This window comes from Mesorhizobium sp. 1B3 (assembly GCF_050958605.1).
GTDB lineage: Bacteria > Pseudomonadota > Alphaproteobacteria > Rhizobiales > Rhizobiaceae.
This window is the reverse complement of record NZ_JBJHDO010000001.1, coordinates 1,008,914-1,028,688: the sequence shown is the minus strand read 5'-3', so window position 1 is coordinate 1,028,688 and position 19,775 is coordinate 1,008,914. Positions and strand designations below refer to the sequence as shown.

General features: G+C 62.5%; 19 protein-coding genes. 6 read left to right on the top strand and 13 right to left on the bottom strand.

The features are described 5' to 3' along the window. A complete protein-coding gene (locus ACCO56_RS04845; protein ID WP_433638166.1) occupies window positions 1-2,397 on the top strand; it encodes an aldehyde dehydrogenase family protein in 2,397 nt (798 codons plus the stop codon). Between the two features lie 160 nt (window positions 2,398-2,557). On the opposite strand, the gene ACCO56_RS04840 is transcribed toward ACCO56_RS04845, so the two are convergent. From ACCO56_RS04840 to ACCO56_RS04800, 9 genes are all read right to left on the bottom strand, one after another. Then, window positions 2,558-3,016 carry a RidA family protein gene (locus tag ACCO56_RS04840; protein WP_433638164.1) on the bottom strand — a complete coding sequence of 153 codons (459 nt, stop codon included), beginning with the start codon at window positions 3,014-3,016 and terminating at the stop codon, window positions 2,558-2,560. Continuing rightward, the gene (locus ACCO56_RS04835) at window positions 3,013-4,008 is read right to left on the bottom strand and encodes an ABC transporter ATP-binding protein (protein ID WP_433638348.1); all 996 of its coding nucleotides are present in this window, start codon (window positions 4,006-4,008) and stop codon (window positions 3,013-3,015) included. The genes ACCO56_RS04840 and ACCO56_RS04835 overlap by 4 nt, the downstream gene beginning before the upstream one ends. Window positions 4,009-4,013: 5 nt before the next feature. Further along, window positions 4,014-5,063 (bottom strand): ABC transporter ATP-binding protein, encoded by a 1,050-nt coding sequence (locus ACCO56_RS04830; protein ID WP_433638161.1) that lies wholly within the window; start codon window positions 5,061-5,063, stop codon window positions 4,014-4,016. 2 nt (window positions 5,064-5,065) lie between these two features. Continuing rightward, window positions 5,066-5,926 carry an ABC transporter permease gene (locus ACCO56_RS04825; protein ID WP_433638159.1) on the bottom strand — a complete coding sequence of 287 codons (861 nt, stop codon included), beginning with the start codon at window positions 5,924-5,926 and terminating at the stop codon, window positions 5,066-5,068. Beyond that, a complete protein-coding gene (locus tag ACCO56_RS04820; protein ID WP_433638156.1) occupies window positions 5,926-6,867 on the bottom strand; it encodes an ABC transporter permease in 942 nt (313 codons plus the stop codon). The genes ACCO56_RS04825 and ACCO56_RS04820 overlap by 1 nt, the downstream gene beginning before the upstream one ends. A 65-nt stretch (window positions 6,868-6,932) precedes the next feature. Beyond that, window positions 6,933-8,459, bottom strand: coding sequence for an ABC transporter substrate-binding protein (locus ACCO56_RS04815; protein ID WP_433638154.1), 1,527 nt, complete (start codon window positions 8,457-8,459; stop codon window positions 6,933-6,935). Window positions 8,460-8,517: 58 nt separating this feature from the next. Continuing rightward, window positions 8,518-9,279, bottom strand: coding sequence for a creatininase family protein (locus ACCO56_RS04810; RefSeq protein ID WP_433638152.1), 762 nt, complete (start codon window positions 9,277-9,279; stop codon window positions 8,518-8,520). 8 nt (window positions 9,280-9,287) lie between these two features. After that, window positions 9,288-10,436 carry a mandelate racemase/muconate lactonizing enzyme family protein gene (locus ACCO56_RS04805; RefSeq protein ID WP_433638150.1) on the bottom strand — a complete coding sequence of 383 codons (1,149 nt, stop codon included), beginning with the start codon at window positions 10,434-10,436 and terminating at the stop codon, window positions 9,288-9,290. Between the two features lie 174 nt (window positions 10,437-10,610). Continuing rightward, complete coding sequence (locus tag ACCO56_RS04800) at window positions 10,611-11,495, bottom strand: MurR/RpiR family transcriptional regulator (RefSeq protein WP_433638148.1); 885 nt, start codon at window positions 11,493-11,495, stop codon at window positions 10,611-10,613. A gap of 178 nt (window positions 11,496-11,673) precedes the next feature. Between ACCO56_RS04800 and ACCO56_RS04795 the strand changes: the two genes are divergently transcribed. From ACCO56_RS04795 to ACCO56_RS04785, 3 genes are all read left to right on the top strand, one after another. Next, window positions 11,674-12,258, top strand: coding sequence for a DUF1214 domain-containing protein (locus ACCO56_RS04795; protein WP_433638146.1), 585 nt, complete (start codon window positions 11,674-11,676; stop codon window positions 12,256-12,258). Next, the gene (locus tag ACCO56_RS04790; RefSeq protein WP_433638144.1) at window positions 12,251-12,793 is read left to right on the top strand and encodes a DUF1254 domain-containing protein; all 543 of its coding nucleotides are present in this window, start codon (window positions 12,251-12,253) and stop codon (window positions 12,791-12,793) included. Before ACCO56_RS04795 ends, ACCO56_RS04790 begins: the two co-directional genes overlap by 8 nt. A gap of 594 nt (window positions 12,794-13,387) precedes the next feature. Continuing rightward, window positions 13,388-14,329 carry a hypothetical protein gene (locus tag ACCO56_RS04785; RefSeq protein WP_433638141.1) on the top strand — a complete coding sequence of 314 codons (942 nt, stop codon included), beginning with the start codon at window positions 13,388-13,390 and terminating at the stop codon, window positions 14,327-14,329. Here ACCO56_RS04785 and ACCO56_RS04780 read toward each other — a convergent pair. The 3 genes from ACCO56_RS04780 to ACCO56_RS04770 form a co-directional block, all read right to left on the bottom strand. Continuing rightward, window positions 14,316-14,663: a DUF1491 family protein gene (locus ACCO56_RS04780; protein WP_433638139.1), complete on the bottom strand. Its 348-nt coding sequence runs from the start codon at window positions 14,661-14,663 to the stop codon at window positions 14,316-14,318. The two genes, ACCO56_RS04785 and ACCO56_RS04780, sit on opposite strands and share 14 nt — an antisense overlap. 62 nt (window positions 14,664-14,725) lie before the next feature. Further along, the gene (locus ACCO56_RS04775) at window positions 14,726-15,511 is read right to left on the bottom strand and encodes a peptidoglycan-binding domain-containing protein (protein WP_433638136.1); all 786 of its coding nucleotides are present in this window, start codon (window positions 15,509-15,511) and stop codon (window positions 14,726-14,728) included. Beyond that, complete coding sequence (locus ACCO56_RS04770) at window positions 15,486-17,258, bottom strand: sensor histidine kinase (RefSeq protein ID WP_433638135.1); 1,773 nt, start codon at window positions 17,256-17,258, stop codon at window positions 15,486-15,488. Before ACCO56_RS04770 ends, ACCO56_RS04775 begins: the two co-directional genes overlap by 26 nt. Window positions 17,259-17,741: 483 nt before the next feature. Between ACCO56_RS04770 and ACCO56_RS04765 the strand changes: the two genes are divergently transcribed. Continuing rightward, complete coding sequence (locus tag ACCO56_RS04765; RefSeq protein WP_433638133.1) at window positions 17,742-18,134, top strand: DUF5330 domain-containing protein; 393 nt, start codon at window positions 17,742-17,744, stop codon at window positions 18,132-18,134. A 241-nt stretch (window positions 18,135-18,375) separates the two neighbouring features. Beyond that, on the top strand, window positions 18,376-18,810 hold the full coding sequence (locus tag ACCO56_RS04760; RefSeq protein WP_433638131.1) for a SufE family protein: 435 nt from the start codon (window positions 18,376-18,378) through the stop codon (window positions 18,808-18,810). 85 nt (window positions 18,811-18,895) lie between these two features. Here ACCO56_RS04760 and ACCO56_RS04755 read toward each other — a convergent pair whose 3' ends face one another. Further along, entirely contained in the window at window positions 18,896-19,321 is a 426-nt protein-coding gene (locus tag ACCO56_RS04755) for a MucR family transcriptional regulator (RefSeq protein ID WP_433638128.1), read from the bottom strand. Window positions 19,322-19,775 lie beyond the last annotated feature (454 nt).

Below are 19,775 nucleotides of genomic sequence, written 5' to 3'. Positions count from 1 at the left end.
ATGAACCAGATCAAGGACATTCTGCGCACGATGGAATATGGTCCCGCGCCCGAAGCCAATGACGATGTGCGCCATTGGCTGGAGTCCCTCGCCGACGGGTTCGGCCATTTCATCAATGGCCGCTTCACTGCGGTCGGCGTCGAGACCTTTGAGGTGACCGATCCGGCGAACGAGAAAGTGCTGGCGCGCGTGGCCCACGGCTCCGCATCCGATGTAGACGCCGCCGTCAAGGCGGCGCGCTCCGCTTTCCCGAAATGGTCGAAGCTCTCCGGTCACCAGCGCGCGAAATATCTCTACGCGATCGCCCGCCATATCCAGAAGCGCGAGCGCTTTCTCGCGGTGCTGGAGACGATGGACAACGGCAAGCCGATCCGCGAAACCCGCGATATCGACATTCCGCTCGTCGCGCGCCATTTCTATCACCATGCCGGCTGGGCCGAATTGGTGGAGAGCGAGTTCGAGGATTTCTCGCCGGTCGGTGTCTGCGGGCAGGTGATCCCGTGGAACTTCCCGCTGCTCATGCTCGCCTGGAAGGTTGCTCCGGCCTTGGCCGCCGGCAACACGCTGGTTCTCAAACCTGCCGAGCAGACCCCGCTCACCGCGATCGCCTTCGCCGAGATCTGCCACGAGGTTGGGCTGCCGGCCGGCGTGGTCAATATCGTCCACGGCGACGGCACGACCGGCGCCGCACTCTGCGGCCATGACGACGTCGACAAGGTCGCCTTCACCGGCTCGACAGAGGTCGGCCGCGTCATCCGCGACCAGCTTGCCGGCTCCGGCAAGAAGCTGTCGCTCGAACTCGGCGGCAAGTCGCCCTTCATCGTCTTCGAGGATGCCGATATAGACGGCGCCGTCGAAGGCGTCGTGGACGCGATCTGGTTCAACCAGGGCGAGGTCTGCTGCGCCGGCTCCCGCATCCTCGTTCAGGAAGGCATTGCCGAGCGCTTCCACGGCAAGCTGCGCAAGCGGATGGAGACGCTGCGCGTCGGCGATCCGCTCGATAAATGCACCGATGTCGGCGCAATCGTCTCGAAGGATCAGCTCAAGCGCATCAGCGGCCTCATCGCCCAGGGGCAGCAGGAAGGCGGCACCCTCTGGCAAGCGTCCGCCAAGCTACCCGCGAAGGGCAATTTCTTCGCGCCGGGCTTCTTCACGGATGTCGAGCCCGCCTCGACGGTCTGTCAGGTAGAGATCTTCGGCCCGATCGCCACCGCCATGACCTTCCGCACGCCCGACGAAGCGGTGTCCCTCGCCAACAACACGCGTTACGGTCTCGCCGCTTCGGTCTGGTCGGAAAACGTCAACCTAGCCCTTGACGTGGCCGCGCGGGTAAAGGCCGGCGTCGTTTGGATCAACTGCACCAACATGCTCGATGCCGGCGCCGGTTTCGGCGGCTACCGCGAAAGCGGCTTCGGACGCGAAGGCGCGCGCGAAGGCCTCCATGAATATCTCGTCGCCAATTGGGAAAAGGCACTCCCCGTCGCGAAGGTCGAGGCGCAGCTGAAGCCTTCCGCTGCTCCCGCTCTTGGCATGAAGCTGGCCCATTCGGACGCGATCGACCGTACCGCCAAGAACTACGTCGGCGGCAAGCAGGCGCGGCCCGATGGGGGCTACTCCTACTCGGTGGTCGGCAAAGGCGGCGCGGTCATCGGCGAGGCGGGCATCGGCAACCGCAAGGATATCCGCAACGCCGTCGAGGCCGCGGCCAAAGCCGGCGGATGGGGCGGCGTGACGGCGCACAATCGCGCGCAGGTGCTGTACTACCTGGGCGAGAATCTCGATGCCCGCCGCGCCGAATTCGAGGCGTTGCTGATCGACAGCACCGGAGTTTCGGCCAAGGCGGCTACGACCGAGTTCGATGTGACCCTCAGGCGCATCTTCTATTATGCCGCCCAGTCGGACAAGTTCGATGGCGCAGTGCATTCGACCAAGTCTCGCCATGTGACGCTCGCGCTCAACGAACCCTGGGGAGTGATGGGAATCATATGCCCGGACGAGATGCCGCTGCTCTCCTTGGTGTCGTTGGTCCTGCCGGCCATCGCCATGGGCAACCGGGTCGTCGTCGTGCCCTCGACCAGGCATCCGCTGGTCGCTACCAATCTCTATCAGGTCCTCGACACGTCCGACGTACCGGGTGGTGTCGTCAATATTGTCACCGGCGAGCGGGACCTCCTGGCGAAGACGCTCGCCGAACACGACGAAGTGGCAGCGCTATGGTATGTGGGTTCGGCGGAAGGCAGCGCCATGGTCGAGAAGGCGTCCTGCGGCAACCTCAAGGCGACCTGGGTCAACGCCGGCAGAACTCGCGACTGGATGGACGCCCGTCAGGGCCAAGGCCGTGACTATCTGCGCCGAGCCACGCAGGTGAAGAACATCTGGCTTCCTTACGGCGAATAGGCGTCGAGCGCCTGCGCGCAACATATCGGCATGTGAGCTTGGGCAGGTCGCGATCAGGGCGCCGATCGCGACCTCACTGGGTGAATCCGATCGGTAACGGCCGAGAGTCGGAGCGCAACCGCGTCGCGGCGGGCTGTGGTCGGGCATCCTCGCTGCAGTGTCAATCTACAACAACGATAGCCTCGACCTCGACGGTAATGTTTTCCGGCAGCGAGCCGAGGCCGACGGCGGAGCGGGCATGGTGCCCCTTCTCGCCGAAAACCGCCACCAGCAGGTCCGAGCAGCCATTGATGACCTGCGGGTGCGAGCGGAAATCGGGCACCGCATTGACCATGCCGAGCAGCTTGACCACGCGGCGCACTCTCGAGAGATCGCCGATCGCCTTATGCAGCACCGCCAGAAGATTGAGGCCGGTAAGCCTCGCATCTTCATAGGCCTGCTCCACGTCGATCTCGGCGCCTACCTTGCCGGTGCGAAAGGTGCCGTCCGCCTCGCGCGGGCCCTGCCCCGACAGGTAGATCATGTCGCCCTCGCGTACGAACGGGACGTAATTCGCGACAGGGCCCGGCAATGGCGGCAGGGCCAGGCCGAGTTCTGCCAGCCGGTCATAGGGGCTCATTGGATTTCCTCGCAGCTTGCTTGCAACTCCGCCTGACGGATACAAGCCACACTGTGACCGAGACCCACCACTTCGCGGGAAGGCACCTTTTCCGCGCAGGCGGGAAGCGCATATCGGCAACGAGTACGGAAGACACAGCCGGACGGCGGATCGAGCGGGCTCGGAATATCGCCTTGCAGGATCACTCGTTCGCGCCGCACATTCGGATCCGGTACCGGCGCGGTGGCGAGAAGCGCCCTCGTGTAGGGATGACGCGGCCGCGCGTAAACGGAGCGCGCCGGCCCCTGCTCCATGATCCGCCCGAGGTAGAGCACCACGATCTCGTCGCAGAGATATTCGACCACCGTAAGGTCGTGCGAAATGAAGATCATCGACAGGCCCAATTCCCGCTGGAGCTCCTGGATCAGGTTCAGCACCTGGGCCTGCACCGACACATCGAGAGCCGACACCGGCTCGTCGGCAATGATCAATTCGGGTTCCACAGCCAGTGCCCGGGCTATGCCGATGCGCTGGCGCTGGCCGCCTGAGAACTCGTTGGGATAACGGCGTGCGTGCTCCGGTGACAGTCCGACGCGCGCCAACAGCTCGTCTATGCGCTGCTTCCGCGCTGCGCCCCTCGCCAGCCCATGCGTATCGATCGCCTCGCCGATGATCTCGCCGACGCGCATGCGCGGATTGAGGCTCGAATACGGGTCCTGGAATATGATCTGCATACGCCGGCGATAGGCGCGCAGGCTCTTCTCCGGCAGCTTGAAGATATCGACGCCGTCGAAGACGGCCTCGCCCGACGAGGGTTCGACCAAGCGCAGCACGCACCTTCCGGCCGTCGTCTTGCCGGAGCCGGACTCGCCCACGATGCCGACGATCTGGCCGCGCCTGACGTCGAAGGAAATATCCTCGACCGCCCTCACCGCGCCGCTCTTGGTGGGAAACTGCTTGCTGAGGCCACGGACGGACAGCAGGATATCCTCTCGCGGCCGGGCTTGGTTCACGTCGGTCAAAGGAGTTCGTGCCTCCAGCAGCGGGTAAGATGTGTGGAGGAAGCTTCCAGCAGAGGCGGAAGCTCGGTTTCGCAGCGCGTCTCGTTCAAGGGGCAACGAGGCGCGAAAGCGCAGCCTATTGGCAGCGCCAGCACGCTTGGCACGCTGCCGGGGATCGGGTTGAGCATGCGCCGCGTCCCGTCCTCGGCGCGGTCACGTTTTGGATCGGGGATGCAGGCAAGCAAACCGTTGGTGTAGGGGTGGCGCGGTCTTGCGAAGAGGTCCTGCACGGGCGCTTGCTCCACGACGCGGCCGGCATACATGACCGCGACCTCGTGGGCGATCTCGGCCACGACGCCCAGATTGTGCGTGACGAACAGAATGCTCATGCCGATCTCTCGCTGGAGCCGGCGCATCAGGTCCAGGATCTGCGCCTGTATGGTCACGTCGAGCGCCGTGGTCGGCTCGTCCGCGATCAGCAGCGCCGGGTTGCATGAAAGGGCAAGCGCGATCATCACCCGCTGGCGCATGCCGCCCGACATCTCATGAGGATATTGGTCGAGACGCTTTTCCGCCGCCGGGATCTCTACCAGCTCCAGCATATGCCTGGCCCGTATCCGAGCCTCGGCCCTCCCAATCGGCTCATGCAGGCGGATCATCTCCATGATCTGGTCGCCTATGGTGAAAAGCGGATTGAGGCTTGTCATAGGCTCCTGAAAGATCATGGCGATCTCCTTGCCGCGAATGGCGCGCATGCGCTTCTCGCTGAGAGTCGCAATGTCGACTACCGCACCATCCCGCATGCGGTAGAGCAACTGCCCGCCGACGATCCTTCCGGGTTGCGACAGCAGCCGCATGATTGAAAGGCTTGTGACGGATTTTCCCGAACCGGACTCGCCGACGACCGCGAGTGTCTGGCCACGGCGGACCGTCAGCGTGACACCATCGACCGATTTGGCCGTGCGCGACCCCGCGATGAAATGAGTGCGCAGGTTCTCGGCGCGCAGGACGATGTCCTCGTCGACTATCGTCGCGGATTGGGAAGTGGTGGGTGCGGAAAAGACCATGATCAAAGGTCTTTTCTCAAGCGCGGGTCGAGAAGGTCGCGCAGCCCGTCACCGACCAATTGCAGTGAAAGAACGGTGAGGACGATCGCAAGGCCCGGAAAGATCGTCATCCAGTCGGCCTGGCCGATATATTGGCGGCCCGCGGCGATCATCGTGCCCCACGTCGGAATTTCCGGGCTGACGCCAACACCGAGAAAGGAGAGGCCGGCTTCGGCCAGCATGGCGTAGGCAAAGATGAAGGTCGCCTGAACGAGAATCGGAGAAACGAGATTGCGCAGGACGTGCCGGGTCATGATGCGCCATGTCGGCACGCCGAGCGCGCGCGCCGCCTCGACATAGGGCAGTTCGCGGATCACCAGCGTGGAAGCGCGCACGATACGCGCAAGGCGGGGCGCATAGACGATGCCGAGCGCAACGATGACTGTGGGAAGCGACGGTCCGAGTGCCGCGACAAGCGCGATCGCCAGCAGGATATCGGGGAAAGCCATCATCGCATCGACGACACGCGACAGGATCGCATCGGCCTTGCGGAAAAAACCCGCCATGATGCCGAGCGTGATGCCGACGATCCCCGCGAGCGCAGTCGATGCGGCGCCGACGAGCAACGACAGTTGGCCTGCATAGATGGTGCGGCTGAAAACATCCCTGCCGAACTCGTCCGTGCCGAAGAACCACTGGGCGCTTGGCGGCTTGAGTCGATTCACGATCGACAGCTTGCTTGGCGAATAGGGCGCGACCAACGGCGCAAGCACGGCAAGCAGTGTGATCGCCAATATGATGGCGAGACCGATAGCGAGCGTCTTGCGCTGCAGGACGAGCCTCGAAATGCGCGGAGCATCCGTGCTGGCGGGCAAGGCGGACATTAATAGCGCACCCGTGGGTCTATCAGGAGATAGAGCATGTCGATTCCGAAATTGATCAGCACATAGATCGCCGCGATCACGAGCAAGGCTCCCTGGATGACCGGATAGTCGCGCCTGAGAACGGCCGAAACCACGAGATTGCCCACGCCGGGCAGGCTGAAGACCGTCTCCGTGACGACGGCGCCCGAGACCAGCAGCGCGGCGGTGAGACCGATCACAGTGAGAACGGGAATCAAGGCATTCTTGAAGGCGTGTTTCATGACGACCCTCAGTTCCCCCATGCCTTTCGACCGCGCTGTACGCACATAGTCGTCATTAAGAACGTCCAGCATGGAAGCCCGGGTGAAGCGGGTGATGAGGGCCGACGACACGATGCCCAGGGCCGTCGCGGGAAGCACGAGATGACTGAGCCTCGTCAGGAAGGATGCGTCCGGTCCTCCGTAGCCGGCGACCGGGAACCAGCCCAGCCGCACCGCGAAGAGCTGGATCAGGATCAGGCCGAGCCAGAAACTCGGGATGCTTGCTGCAAGCATCGTGAGGGTCGTGATCGACTGGTCGAAAAAGGTGCCGCGCCTATAGGCGGACAGTATACCGACGGGGAGCGCGATCGCGCTGGCGATCAGCATCGCGAACAGGGTCAGGAAAAAAGTCGGTTCGGCTCGCTCCAGCAGTGCGCTCGCCACCGGCATGTCGAGAAAAATCGAATGGCCCAGGTCGCCACGGCCGAGTTGCGCCAGAAAATAAAGATACTGGACAGGCAGGGGCTGGTCGAGGCCTAGACGAATTCGCAGCGCCTCGATGTCCGCCGCCGTCGCGTCGGGGCCAAGCATGACGGCCGCCGGATCGCCGGGCGCCACGCGCACGATGACAAAAACGATCGTGACCACGGTAAACATCACCGTCAGCATACCGAGAAGGCGTTGCAGCACGTATCGTGTCATCGATCGGCTCCCCTTCGGTCCTCGGCGCAGCAACGCCGCGCCGAGGGCCTTATCGCCATTTGGCGTTACTTGCCGAGATGCGCGTTCCAGAAGAAAGGCCATGCCGAGGGGGTAAAGCCCTGCAGGCGGGGTGACTTCGCAGAGAGCGCGCTGAAATCGCCGACCTTGTAGAAAGGCGCCTCGTCGTAAATCAGCTTCTGAAGATCAGACCATATCGCAACACGCTTCTGAGCATCCATTTCCGTATTGAGCGCGACGAGGAGCTTTTCCTTCTCCTCGCTCGCCCACCAGCCCGGGTAGGATGCCGGAAGCGGTGCGATCAGCGCAGGATCCGGCAGGAAGGGGCTGTGCGTGATGAAGATGTCCCACAGGGCCGGCTCCGCGCGGCGCTGCACCAGCGTTGCCCAGTCCACGACGTCGAGCTGGACCGCGAAGCCCGCCATCTTCAGGTATTCGGCGGCCACCTGTGCCATCTTGTAGTGGAACTCGTATTGCCGGCTGGTGAGGATACGGATCGGCTTGCCATCGTAACCGGCTTCGGTTGCGAGTGCCTTCGCCTTTTCCGGATCTCCAATATTGTAGGCGTCGACACCTGCATCGGTGCGCCATTGATAACCCTCAGGGTAAAGAGCGCCGTCGACGGTGTAGAATTCTGGCTTGCCGAAGGCGGCGGCCAGCATGTCCTCGGCGTTCAGCGCGGCCTGGACGGCTTTGCGCATACCGACCGTGGTCATCATGCCTTCCTTGTTGTTCATGATGAACATCGGCCAGCCGAACGACTTCAGCACGAGAGGCTCGGTCTTGGCCTGGCCGTTGAGGCGATCGAAGGCTTCGGCCGGCAGCAGGTCGGCATAGTCGTACTGTCCGGCGATGGCACCCTCGACACGGGTGTTGGCGTCCGGTACCGGCACGAAGCGGATCTCGTCGAGATATTGCTTGCGCGCACCGCCGAAGCCGTCCGGCTCTCCCTCGCGGGCCTTGTAGCCATCGAAACGGACGAGCTGCAGATACTGGTCCGGCTTGCGCTCCTTGATCATGTAGGGGCCTGTGCCGACATATTCCGACAGCGTCTCCGCGATCTTCTCGGAGGGAAGCACGACGGCCGCGGAATTGTTGAAGGCCAGAAGCACGGCCAGTGGCGCGAAAGGCTGCTTGAGCGTCAGCTCGATCGTGTAGTCGTCGACGGCTTCGAGCTTTTCCAGATTGGCCGCGACCAGCTTGCCGCGTGATGCGACAGCGAGCCAGCGCTTGAGCGAAGCGACCACGTCTTCCGACGTCATCGCGCTGCCGTCGTGGAAAGTGATGCCCTGGCGAAGCTTGATCGTATGGACCTTGCCGTCGGCAGAGACTTCCGGCAGCGCCTCGGCAAGCAACGGCGCGACGTTCCAGTTCTTGTCGAAGGTGTAGAGCGTCTCGAAGAAATGCTGCGTCACCATGCCGAGCAGATCGCCGGTGGCCGTCATCGGGTCGAGCGTCGTGAGCTCGCCGATCGTCGCGACATTGACGACGCCGCCGCGCTCCTGCGCCTGGGCATATGCGGCAACCAGCATGCTCACGCCGGCGAATGCCGCGACGGTCAATTTTTTCAACATGTATCCTCCCTTCTGAAGCCCGAAAACGCTATCGCTTCCGTCGAAACCGCATCTTGCCTTAGCCGGTCTTGGCCAGCGATGTGACGACGCGTTCCACCTGGGTCAGCACAGCATCGCTGATGCGCTGCCCCTTTTCCACGGTCGCGCTCGACGGATCGCCGACCACGCCCGTTCCGCCCGACATTTCGTACATGGTGCGGAAAAGCGCACCGCGGCTGGCGCGGATCATGTCGGCATTCGCCCAATCATGTGTCTCCACATAGGACATCCCGCCGACCAACTCGCGCCGCACGTCGTCGGGCGCGGCAAGGAGCATCAGCGAGGTCTCGAATTCGCAGGCATGGTTCACACCGGCAAAGCCGGTCTCGCGAATGGTTTCAAGTTCCGGTGCGGCAAGCCGCCACCAGGTCAGCATGGCGACATGGCAATTGCGGTGGCTCGACCCGAACCTCTCGAGCAGCACCTGCCCGACGGCCTGGTTGCCGCCATGGCTGTTGAAGATCACGATATTCGTGAAACCGTGCCGCGCGACGCTGTCCAGCATGTCGCCGACATAGGCGAGGAAGGTCTCGTGGCGCACGCTGAGCGTGCCCGGAAATTCCATGTGATGTTCGGAGCAGCACACCTTGACTTGCGGCAGGATCAGGACCCTGTCGCCCATGCGCTCATCGAGCCTCTCCAGGAAATGGGCGCCGATCGTGGCGTCTGTATCGATGGTCAGATGCGGGCCGTGCTGCTCAATAGCGGCGACGTTGACGACCACGGGAATCGAGCGGTCGAGCCCGGCGAACTCGTTGGTGGTGAGCTTCTCCCAGCGCATAGGATACCTCAGCCGATCGTGCGCTCGGAAGTGCGGAACCGGGTGACGGCAGCCTCATCTAGCCTGACGCCCAGCCCTGGACCGTCACCAGGGATGCGCACATAGGGCGGTTCGAATGTGAGCGGATTTGCCAGAAGATCGTGCGAGCGGATCATGCGGCCGAAGATGTCGCCGGGCCATACGCAGCTCTTCGCTGCCGCCGATTGATGCACATACATCGCCTCCAGAATGCCGAGGTCGACTTCCGACCCATGCCAGCAATAGACCCCAGCGGTGGAGGCGATGTGATCGAGTGCCTGGAACTTGGCGAAGCCCCCGTTGAAATTGAACCCATCGATGGCGTTGTGGGCGATAGCGTTGATGGCATCATGCGGCCGCTGCCCCTGGTAGACGTACGGCAGGGAGACGTGCAGGACGATGGGGATGGAAGAGAAGCGGCGAAGCTCGGCGAAGTCCAGCAGCATCCAACGCGGCAGCGGATCCTCGAGAAGGAGCACGTTGCCGACGGCTTCCAACTCGCGAATGATGCGTCGGGCGTTGCCGGAATTTTCCCAGCGCTGGTTCGGGTCGAAGATCACCTTCATTCCCGGAGCGTGCCGCTTGATCTCCTCGCACCACCCCGCTACGTCGTCCTCGAGATCGCATTTGAACTTGATCACCTTGTAGCCCTGGTCGTGGTAGCGTTTCACCCAGAGGCCGACTTCGTCCATGGTGCGGTGGCTGGACCAGGCGCTGACGGGGACGCGATCGCGAATAGCGCCGCCGAGAAGCCGATGCAGGGGAATGCCGAGGGACTTTGCGGCAGCATCCCAGATCGCGCATTCGAAACCGTCATATTCACGGCAGAGCGGTAACGGCAGCTCCTGCAGCGGCAGCTCCATGATTGATCGGCCGAGCAGATTGGCGCAGATCGCCTCGATGCGCGGCCATTCATGGTCACGGTAGAACTCGCCCAGTCCCACCGTTCCGTCGGCCAGCGTCATGCGCAGGACGAGTTTCGGGAGCTCGTCGAACTGGGTGCTCCACGCCGCCTTTCCGCCGACCGGAAGCATATGGAGGGGCTTGGCCAGGCTGTCCGAATTGATGACACCCTTATGCGCCGGCACGATCACTTCGTCGAAGCGAAAGGAAACGATGGTCTTGTCGGCTATCGGCATGATCCCCCCGGAGCAAGGCTAATAGGAAGGATGTAGTTTTATTACCTTAATGTCAATTATCGGCGGAGTAAAATTCCGACCGAGGTCGACCACCATCGAGCCGGCGCACCGAACGAGCCAAGGAGCGGCAACAAGCGCTCCGCTCCCGCCGAGAAACGTCCCAAATGTCGGGGTTCAGTCGCCCACTGGCTGGCTGTCGGTGCTGCCATGCAGGGCGACGAGTGTCGAGCGTGCACGCCAGAGCTTCTTCCCGACCGTTTTGCGGCGTCGCGCCCCGATCAGGGTGGAAATGCAATCGAGCACGAAAAGCTGCCCGTAGCGCCCCCGATTGGGCATGTAGAAGAATTTCTCCTCATCGAAGGCGACGAGCGGCACGTTGACGGTCGCCTCCGATGCAAGGGGGCTGCCCGGATGCGTGACCGTAATCACCTTCGCGCCCTGCGCCAGAGCCAGCTTCGCGCTGTCGACGAGCGAGCGAGGCTTGCCGGTCACGGAAAAGATGAACAGCACGTCATCCGTCTCCACCGTGGAGGCGATGATGCGTTGCTTGTAGGGGTCGGCCGTCGCCGAAACGGCAAGGTCCAGGCGGAAGAGACGATTCTCGGCTTCGCGTGCAACGTTGGCCGAACTTCCGCCGACGCCAAAGCAGAAGATGCGTCGCCCCCCGTCAATGAGTTCCGCCGCCGTTTCCATCGCGGCGGGGTCACGTTGGGCAAAAGCGTTGGCGAGCGCCTGGGCGGTCGCCTCGTAGACATGCTCCGCGACATCGGGTCCTGTTTCGGCCGGGGAGCTGCGCTCCGCGGCGATATACATTCGCCCTATCGCGTAATCCTGGGCCAGGCGTATCTTGAAATCGGTGAAGCCGTCGCACCCGATGCGGCGGGTGAAACGGACGATGGTCGGCTCGCTGACCTCAGCCTTTGCAGCGAGTTCCTTGATCGGCAAGCGAGTGGCCGCCTCGATGTCACGCAAAATGACGTCGGCGATCGCCCGATCGGCCCGATTCATCTCGCCGTTCTCGATCCGAAGCCGGTCGATCAGACTGGTTTGATTTCCCATATGGCCTTCGCTGCAAGTCGATCGTTGGCTGATCCTACTGCTTCACTATTCCAACAGGTCAAGAAAATCTCGACCCGTTTCCGATCGGCTTCCGAAATCGGACCCGAAACAGCCCCGCGCTTGCGGGACGAGCAGATGCTTTGCTATGCCCTGCGGGCAATTCTCCCAACAGTGTGCCATGCTCCAGCGCATATTCCTCACCCTGTTCGTCTTTGCAGCCTCCGTTGGCGGGGGCGCGGCGAGCGTATGGTATATCCTCGGCACGCAGGAGGGAATCGGAGCGCTTACCATTGGCGGCTGGACGGCCTTTCCCAAGATCGGGACGCCTGGGGCGGACCCCTATTCGAAGGCGCGAATCGCCCGCGAAGGGGTGCTTTCGCTGGGCCGGGCGGAGGGCCTGACTTTCATCGCGGAACGTGATTCCGACGGACGCCCGCTACGGCGCGATTGCAGCTATAGCGTGAAGGGGTCGACGCCGCCGGCACGGTTCTGGACATTATTCGCGGCAGACAAGTCGCTCGTCGTTCTGGACGACGGCGGCGCCCGCTTTCCCGCCACGCATTCCCAGGAGATCCTGCGCCGGGCCGATAATTCCTTCATCATCGCCTTTGGCCCCCACCCTGTCGCCGGCAATTGGATTCCGATCAAGGGCACGGGACCGATGACGTTCCTGCTCACGCTTTACGACACGCCCATCGAAACCAACACGGGCATCGATGGCATCGAGCTCCCGCAGGTGACGAGGACCGTCTGCGATGGGTAGGATCCTGCATGCCTTGGTTCTAGGGCTCCTCGGCGCCGCCATCGTGCACATTACGGTGCTTCTGCTTTTGCCTGCGATCTCAGAGAAAGACGCGTGGTCGCGCCTCGCCGATGCCGGCGGCCTCTTCACGGTCGTCCCGATCTCGGGCCCAGGCAGCGACCAGCGCCTCCTGCGATTGACCGACCCCTACTTCGAAGCCGCGGCCTGCCGCTTCGATCTCACCGAGGGCCTCGCCCGCGTGCACGCAAGCGGCCGGATCCCCTATTGGTCGATCTCCGTCTACGATCGCAGCGGCCAGAACATCTACAGCTTCAACGACCACAGTACAGCCGTCGGCGATCTCGATCTTCTCGTGCTCTCCCCGGTGCAGATGATGGAGCTGCGCAAGGACTTGCCCCAGCAATTCGCGCAATCTGTCTTCGTCGAGACACCGATCGAGGAAGGCATGGTCGTGGTGCGCGGCTTCGCGCCCGACCCGAGCTGGAAGCCTGCGGTCTCCGCCTACATTAAGGGCGTCACCTGCACCGCGGAATGAATGCGGCACACACAAGGGATGCACCTTGAATGCGCGAAGGTGGAGTAGCCGATCGTTTCAATGACGAGCCGGGCCGGGCCTGGGACGCTCGGGACGCAAGGCGTCTCTTCCGCTGGCCGATCCGCCGTTGGAGATCCGCTCGTAACGCACACCTGGAAATATGATGATCGCAGCCGCTTCACGTCGCGGCCTGATAGACTTGGCCGCTACGCGCGGCACAAAGGGCAATATCGCTGCCATGACTCGCGCTTCCTCTCGGTTGAACCGGAGCAACAACGCAACGCCTCCGTCGCCATTAACACCGGACAGTGTTAACGAGCAGTTACCGGCAGACCATTGATCCGCTGCTCGCATCGTGAACGACAACTCCGATAAGGACCGGTCCAATGTCGTTCGGGTCCGGATATTGCCCCTCGACCCGGATAAGCGCGTGAGATCATCGTGAAAGCGACCCGAATGCCCATCCACGCGGCCGGTCACGAGAGTAAACAGGCTGTTAACGGGTTCCCTCTAATTTGAGCCTGTTCGGCGACCTGCCAAGGGATTTCCTGCAGGCTGGCCGATCGGATCGGTATGTGTCAGGCGTGTCCCTTCGTGTCTTCTTCTGACTTCAGACAGATTGCCAATGGAGCGGAATCCGGGAGGGCCGATCGCCTGTTCCGTGCCGCCGTGTCGGCATTCTGCGCGCTCACCCGTCCATCCCGCCGCGAAATAGCCCAGCTCGAAGATTTGACGCTGCCGCTTTTCGACGCCGTCTCGGTAGAAGCGCGCCGATACGTGGCTGCCATACTTTCGGAAATCGATCATGCCCCGCCGGAGCTCGTTCGGCGCTTGAGCGACGAGCCCGTGGCCATCGCCGCCCCGCTGCTCATACGATCGAAGTTACTCTGTGATATCGATCTTATCAGACTCATCGCCCGTCATGGGCTGCCTCACGCTCGAGCAATCGCTCGCCGGCCGGACCTCAACCCGACCATCGCGGATCTCGTGAAGGCGCTCGAGCGCCCCGCCGTCGTTCGAACGGGCTCGGACGATCCGCCACGCGATCCGGCTGGAGAAGCTGGAAAAACCGACATCGAGGGCATCCGACAGAGGCTGCGAGGCATGATGTTGTCGCCGCAGGAAACGGCAGGCCATGGCCGGCCCGTCCCCCTCGACCGCGCAGCCATGTTCGACAAGCTGCGCTCCACGGCGTTGACCGGCCGTGCCGCCTATTTCCAGACGGCGCTCGCAGACGTGCTCGGCATTGGCTTCGGCAAGGCGCGCTCAATCGTCGAAACGGCGGGTTTCGACGAATTGATCCCGGCCTTCCGTGCTCTCGACCTCGAAGCCGAGCAGGCCTTCCTGCTGACGGCAGCGATCCGGCCAGGGACCTTTGCCGAGATAGGCGACATCAAGCGCTTTCTCGATCAATACCGGCTTTGCCGTTCAGAAATGGCGCGCGAAAGGCTGCGATCCTGGAAGGAGGCGACATCAGCCCCGACCAGGCCGGACCGGCCGCCACAGGCTGGTTCGCAGGCTCTCAAGGCTTCGTAAGCGCAAGCAAGTCGGCAAGCGGCGTCGATCCCGGCTCGATCTCGACCACCCATATGTCGGGGTCGAATCGCATCTCCTTGGCGAGCCGCGCGTCGATTGCTTCACTGTCCGCTCCGCCTGCAAGCTCGGAAAATTGACGCTCGTCCGGACGGCTGCTGTCATAAGCGGTCTGCGGCGCCGGTCCGAACAGCGCCGTCTCGCCGAACCGGTTGCGGGCGACCAGGAATACCGCGCCCGCCTCGGTTGCCCCGCGTCGCACGATCGCTCCGAAACCTCCTTCAGCGAAAACGCGCCGAAGGAGCGCCGATACCCAAATGTCGCTGGTTACGCGCATGCACCCAATACGGCGGACCGTCCTTCCATTGCATTCCCGAACGGGAATGACGCTACAGGCCGTCAGCTCGTCAAGCCAATTTCGCGCATCTTCTTGTACAGCGCTTCGTCGGGTTCTCCGGTAACTGGGAGACCGAACAGCGACTGGAACTCGCGTATCGCCGATTTCGTTCGCGTACCGACAACACCATCGATCTCGATCCCGTCATTGCCGAACGCCTTCAGCCCGGCCTGGATCTTGAGGATGCGCGGATCGCCCGCATCCGACGTTGGACGGGGTTCCGGCACGATGGACTGCGCCGCCGAACGCGGCGTCGGTATGGGCTGGCGCGGAATGCCGGCAGTCGCCGTCGCGGCTCCGAGATGTTCGACCAGCTGCTGGTCGATGTCACCATTGACGGGCAACCCCACCGTCTTGCGGTAGCTTTCGATCGCCTTGCGCGTGTTGGGGCCCGTCAGGCCATCGACGGCACCGTCATAGAAATTGAGGTCGTGCAAAACGGACTGCACCTGCTTCACCACCGGATCACCCACCGGCGGCGGTGTCGCGGTGTGCGCATCGCGCTCGATACGAATAGTCGTCTCGGCCGGCTCGTCGTCGAGCTCCTCGGGAGGAGGCGGCCCGACATAGCCGGTGTCACGCGTCGAGAAGAATGCGCCGGCGTGGAAATGCGGCTGATACCATAGGGCATTGGCCGAAACGTAGGAAAGCGCGACCAGGAACGCCGTCGTCCCGCCCACAAGAACCGGATTGCGAGCGATGGCGGCGCCGAGCATCGACGCGCCTTGCCGAAGCGGGCTGGCCGGCTCTTCCTCCACCACCTTACGCGATCTTGCGGAGCGTCCCATCGATCTCCTCGTTGTTGGACGGCGACTTCATCGAAAGCACCTCGCCCCGCGAGGGCAGAACGGCCTCGGGGCCATCGACCGGCAGGCTGATGGCCACCGTGGTGCCCTCACCCGGCGCGCTCTCGATCGTCATCGTGCCACGGTGCAGGCCGACCAGCCCACGAACGACGGAGAGGCCCAGGCCCGTGCCTTCGAACTGGCGCGTATAGTCGTTCTGGATCTGCGTGAACGGCTCGCCAAGACGCGCCAGATCTGTCGCGGCGATTCCTATTCCGGTGTCGGTGACGGAGAAATGAAGCCGTGAGCCGAGCCGCGTCGCGCTGAGTGACACCTTTCCGCCTTCCGGCGTGAACTTGATGGCATTGGAAAGGAGATTGATCAGCATCTGCTTGACCGAGCGCCGGTCGGCGACGATCTCTCCAACGCCCGCCCCCATGCGCACGGTCAGGAGGATGTTCTTGGTCTCGGCCTGCAGGGCCATCATGGAGCGGCACATCTCCGCCGCCTCGCCGAAACGGAACGGTTCGGGATGGATCTCGTAAGTCCCCGATTCGATCTTCGACACATCGAGAATCGCGTTCACCACGGTAAGCAGATGATTGCCGGACTCGCGGATCAGCCGAACGTACTCCTCCTGCCTGGGGGAACCAAGAGGTCCACACATGCCGTGGGCAAGCATATCCGAAAAGCCGATGATGGCGTTGAGCGGCGTGCGCAGCTCATGGCTGACAGCCGCCAGAAACCGGTTCTTGGCGACATCGCTGGTGTCGGCGGCATCGCGAGCTTCGGCCAATGCGGCACGCAACGCCGCCATCTCGCCATTGTGCCGCAGCAGACCTACGATCTCACGACCTTCCGAGGGCCTCGCCAGCTCGACCATGAAGGAGCGATAGTTGTCGCCCAGCGGCTGGCCCGCCTCGCGCGGCAGCCTCAGACGCACGTCGCAGCGGCGCAAATCCGCGCCCTCACGCAGATCGGCAATTGCGCTGAGATAGGCGATGCGATCCGCGACATGGACGCGGTCGAGCAGTCCGCTCGCCAGCAGCAGTTCCGGCTGCAGGCTGAGCAGATCCCGTGCCTTCCCGGAGGCATCGATCACGTCGCCATTGGCAGCCATGCGCAGCACCACGGCGTCGATGACTTGCTCCAGCGCTGTGCCCGCGTTCTCCTGCCCCTGGGGCGTCCGCGCCCCGAGGAACTCACGCATGCGAGGCGCGAATGACGCCAGATAGGCAACCGGCACAAGCCAATGCCAACCGCTCGAGACAGGCTGCACGTCGATCATCCAGAGCAAGGCCACGGTTTGGATGATGAGCGCCGCAAAGGCAGCAGCCGCTCCGGCCCAGGCCGCGCGCGTCGATCTTCCGACCCAATAAGCTTCCGCGACCAGACAAGGAGCAAGAAGCGTGAGCGGCGAGGCCATCCCGCCCGCGCCAGCGATGATCAACCCGACGAAAGGCGTACAGCCACCCAGCAGCGCACCGGCCGCAAGCCCTCCCCGCCCGGTGGCCGCGACCATCACGATGGAGAGCCAGGCAATGGCCAGCAGGACGCAGACTGCAGCAAGCGTCGCAACCACCCCAAGGGCGGGAACAAGCACTTGAACGGCGGCGGCCGCCAGCACGAAAGGGCCGGCAAGCAGAACGCGGACAAGCCGACCTTGCGCTGCGCGCCGGTCATCATCGGCGACCGACGGATGGACCAGCCGGTCGCAACCGGCGGCCAGCCCGGCCAGCCATTCCGACAATCTGGTTGCCAAAGCACTCAACGCCACGCACTCGCACCCTGCCCGCTTTTGCGGATCGCTCTTCCTTGTGCCCGACCCTCGCACTCACCCTTTAAGGAAAGGATAAGGGCGACGACCTGGGGATGAGATCCCTGTCGTTCGCCGTGTTCGGCCGACGAAAAATGAGCCCGAATTCACGCCATAGTAAACAGCGGGTTATCGGTCCTGGAGAGCCGGAAGTGATGTCGCACGAGAGTTCGGAAGTCTGCCCTTCGCCTGAAAAGACAAGGGATTACAGGCCTCTGCTCGGCTTACAGAAGATAAAGAAAAATGATAAAATGAACTGGAAGTCTGCATCGAGCCGCAATGCCTTCGATTTGATTCAAATTTTCGTCAAAAGCGAGTGGCTTGGACAAGCGCTCTTTCGCGTAAAGATGCCATGGATGACGGAGAAGGGACGAGCCGCGCTATCCGAGGCGGCGCGCAAGGAGATAAGGGAACGATATGATGGGCTTCCTCATCCGCCTGGGTTTCTGGTTCTTGTTGGTGCTGCTGATTCTCCCGTTCGGCACCTTCGGAGATGGCGAGGACGGACAGAGCGTTGGTCCCTTGCAGGCGTTCTTCGCGGCGCGCGACGCCGTCGGTGACGTTGCTGGCATTTGCGAACGCAAGCCGGAGGTTTGCGAGGTCGGAAAGGCCGCGCTCCAAACGATCGGCGCTCGCGCCCGCGTAGCCTATCAATTCATCGATGAGCAATTCGCCGAGCCCGACCACTCCGTCTCCACCGGCAGCATCGCTGATCCGGCAAGTCCGAATGCGGCGGCCGAGGAAAGCGTCGCGCCTGAACAGCAAGCGGGGTCGGCCGTTCCGATCCCGTCCCGACGTCCCGTGAATTAGCCAAAGCTGCGTGCTTAAAAATAAATCCGGCGTTCCGGCAGGAGCCGCTGCGAAAGATTGGAACCGGGCCGCTCGAGAGGGTTGGCGCTTTGTTTGCGGCTAGGCGACATTGCTCGCCGCACAAGACACGCCCGCAGTATACGAACCATGGGTCCGAATGACGCTCGGACGCTTTCGATCTTGCGTCGCCGCGCCATTTTCCGTGACCTGAGCACGGTCAGTCACTATATGAGCGATGAACATGAGCACTGCAATCGAAACCATCAAAGACGATTTCGCCCTCCTCGACGACTGGGAGGACCGCTATCGTTACATCATTGAACTCGGTCAGGGGCTGCCGCCCTTCCCCGAAGAGGCGCGCGACGACGCGCACAAGGTGCAGGGATGCGTCAGCCAGGTCTGGCTCGATACCAAGCGCAGCGCAGGTACCGACCCCATCTTGAGCTTCCAGGGTGATTCCGACGCTCACATCGTCCGCGGCCTCGTCGCCATCATGATCGCGCTTTTCTCGGAGCGCCGCGCGAGCGACATCATCAGGATCGAGGCGGAAGAGACGATGCGCAATCTCGGCCTCGACGAACACTTGACACCACAACGGGCTAACGGCCTGCGATCAATGGTTCGGCGCATCAAGAAGGAAGCCGAACGCTCGCTTGATATTGCGGCCGCGCAGTAAACCTGTCCGTCCTCGCTGGTGGGCGCCCGCTTGCCCAAGAAAAACGGCGCCCCGCGGCGCCGTTTTCTTATCGGTCAATGAGGTCTCAGCGGCCCTTGCGCTTGCGCCCCAGCCCCATCTTCTTGGCGAGCTGCGAGCGTGCCTGCGCGTAGTTCGGGGCGACCATCGGATAGCTGGCGTCAAGGCCCCATTTCTCACGGTACTGGTCCGGCGTCAGACCGTAGTGGGTCATCAGGTGCCGCTTCAGCGACTTGAATTTCTTACCGTCCTCAAGACAGATGATGTAGTCGTCATGAACGGATTTCTTCGGATTCACGGCAGGCTTCTGCTTGTCGACGACCGGCTGGTCGCCGCTGCCCCCGACCCGACCAAGCGCCGCATGAACATCGGCGATGAGATTGGGCAATTCCCCGACGGGAACGGGATTGTTGCTGACATAAGCCGCGACTACATCGGCAGTCAACTCGATCAGCATTTCGCTGTTTTTTGCAGGTGCGTCTACAATTTCCATCGTGCTCCAGGCCCCAATGTTAGCTTCTGGTCTCTCCCCGTTTTTTCTGTTTTTCGGGGCGACACGCGGTCACTCGTGAGGCCTTCAGCCGTCCGATTCGCGCATTGACTTATTTAATTGATGCGCACAGTAAATCAAGTCTAGCGGATGGTTTATTTTGACGAAATCCACACGACATCACGATTGTATTAAGCATTTGTTTTCTACTGGCCGATCTTCAGGAAGAGAAGATACGACGCCATTCCTCTTGGCTGTACTACGCGGCGAAATTCAGGCTGAATGCTGTCGACAGGATGGCAAATCCTTTCAATTCTGCGGAGTCGGGCAGGAACGCAAGAGCAAGCCACAATAACGATGAGCGGCGCTTTTCCCCTTCCTGGTTAGCGCAGCTGCCCCTATCTTTGCACCGGGTCACATGGACGCATGTTTGCTAGCGAAATCGAAGAGCATCGGG

Coding starts and splice junctions, on each gene's coding strand:
- ACCO56_RS04765 (WP_433638133.1), top strand. CDS start 17,742: ATGATGGGCTTCCTCATCCGCCTGGGTTTCTGGTTCTTGTTGGTGCTG.
- ACCO56_RS04755 (WP_433638128.1), bottom strand. CDS start 19,321: ATGGAAATTGTAGACGCACCTGCAAAAAACAGCGAAATGCTGATCGAG.
- ACCO56_RS04805 (WP_433638150.1), bottom strand. CDS start 10,436: ATGCCGATAGCCGACAAGACCATCGTTTCCTTTCGCTTCGACGAAGTG.
- ACCO56_RS04775 (WP_433638136.1), bottom strand. CDS start 15,511: ATGGGACGCTCCGCAAGATCGCGTAAGGTGGTGGAGGAAGAGCCGGCC.
- ACCO56_RS04760 (WP_433638131.1), top strand. CDS start 18,376: ATGAGCACTGCAATCGAAACCATCAAAGACGATTTCGCCCTCCTCGAC.
- ACCO56_RS04820 (WP_433638156.1), bottom strand. CDS start 6,867: ATGACACGATACGTGCTGCAACGCCTTCTCGGTATGCTGACGGTGATG.
- ACCO56_RS04790 (WP_433638144.1), top strand. CDS start 12,251: ATGGGTAGGATCCTGCATGCCTTGGTTCTAGGGCTCCTCGGCGCCGCC.
- ACCO56_RS04810 (WP_433638152.1), bottom strand. CDS start 9,279: ATGCGCTGGGAGAAGCTCACCACCAACGAGTTCGCCGGGCTCGACCGC.
- ACCO56_RS04795 (WP_433638146.1), top strand. CDS start 11,674: ATGCTCCAGCGCATATTCCTCACCCTGTTCGTCTTTGCAGCCTCCGTT.
- ACCO56_RS04845 (WP_433638166.1), top strand. CDS start 1: ATGAACCAGATCAAGGACATTCTGCGCACGATGGAATATGGTCCCGCG.
- ACCO56_RS04800 (WP_433638148.1), bottom strand. CDS start 11,495: ATGGGAAATCAAACCAGTCTGATCGACCGGCTTCGGATCGAGAACGGC.
- ACCO56_RS04830 (WP_433638161.1), bottom strand. CDS start 5,063: ATGGTCTTTTCCGCACCCACCACTTCCCAATCCGCGACGATAGTCGAC.
- ACCO56_RS04840 (WP_433638164.1), bottom strand. CDS start 3,016: ATGAGCCCCTATGACCGGCTGGCAGAACTCGGCCTGGCCCTGCCGCCA.
- ACCO56_RS04825 (WP_433638159.1), bottom strand. CDS start 5,926: ATGTCCGCCTTGCCCGCCAGCACGGATGCTCCGCGCATTTCGAGGCTC.
- ACCO56_RS04815 (WP_433638154.1), bottom strand. CDS start 8,459: ATGTTGAAAAAATTGACCGTCGCGGCATTCGCCGGCGTGAGCATGCTG.
- ACCO56_RS04780 (WP_433638139.1), bottom strand. CDS start 14,663: ATGCGCGTAACCAGCGACATTTGGGTATCGGCGCTCCTTCGGCGCGTT.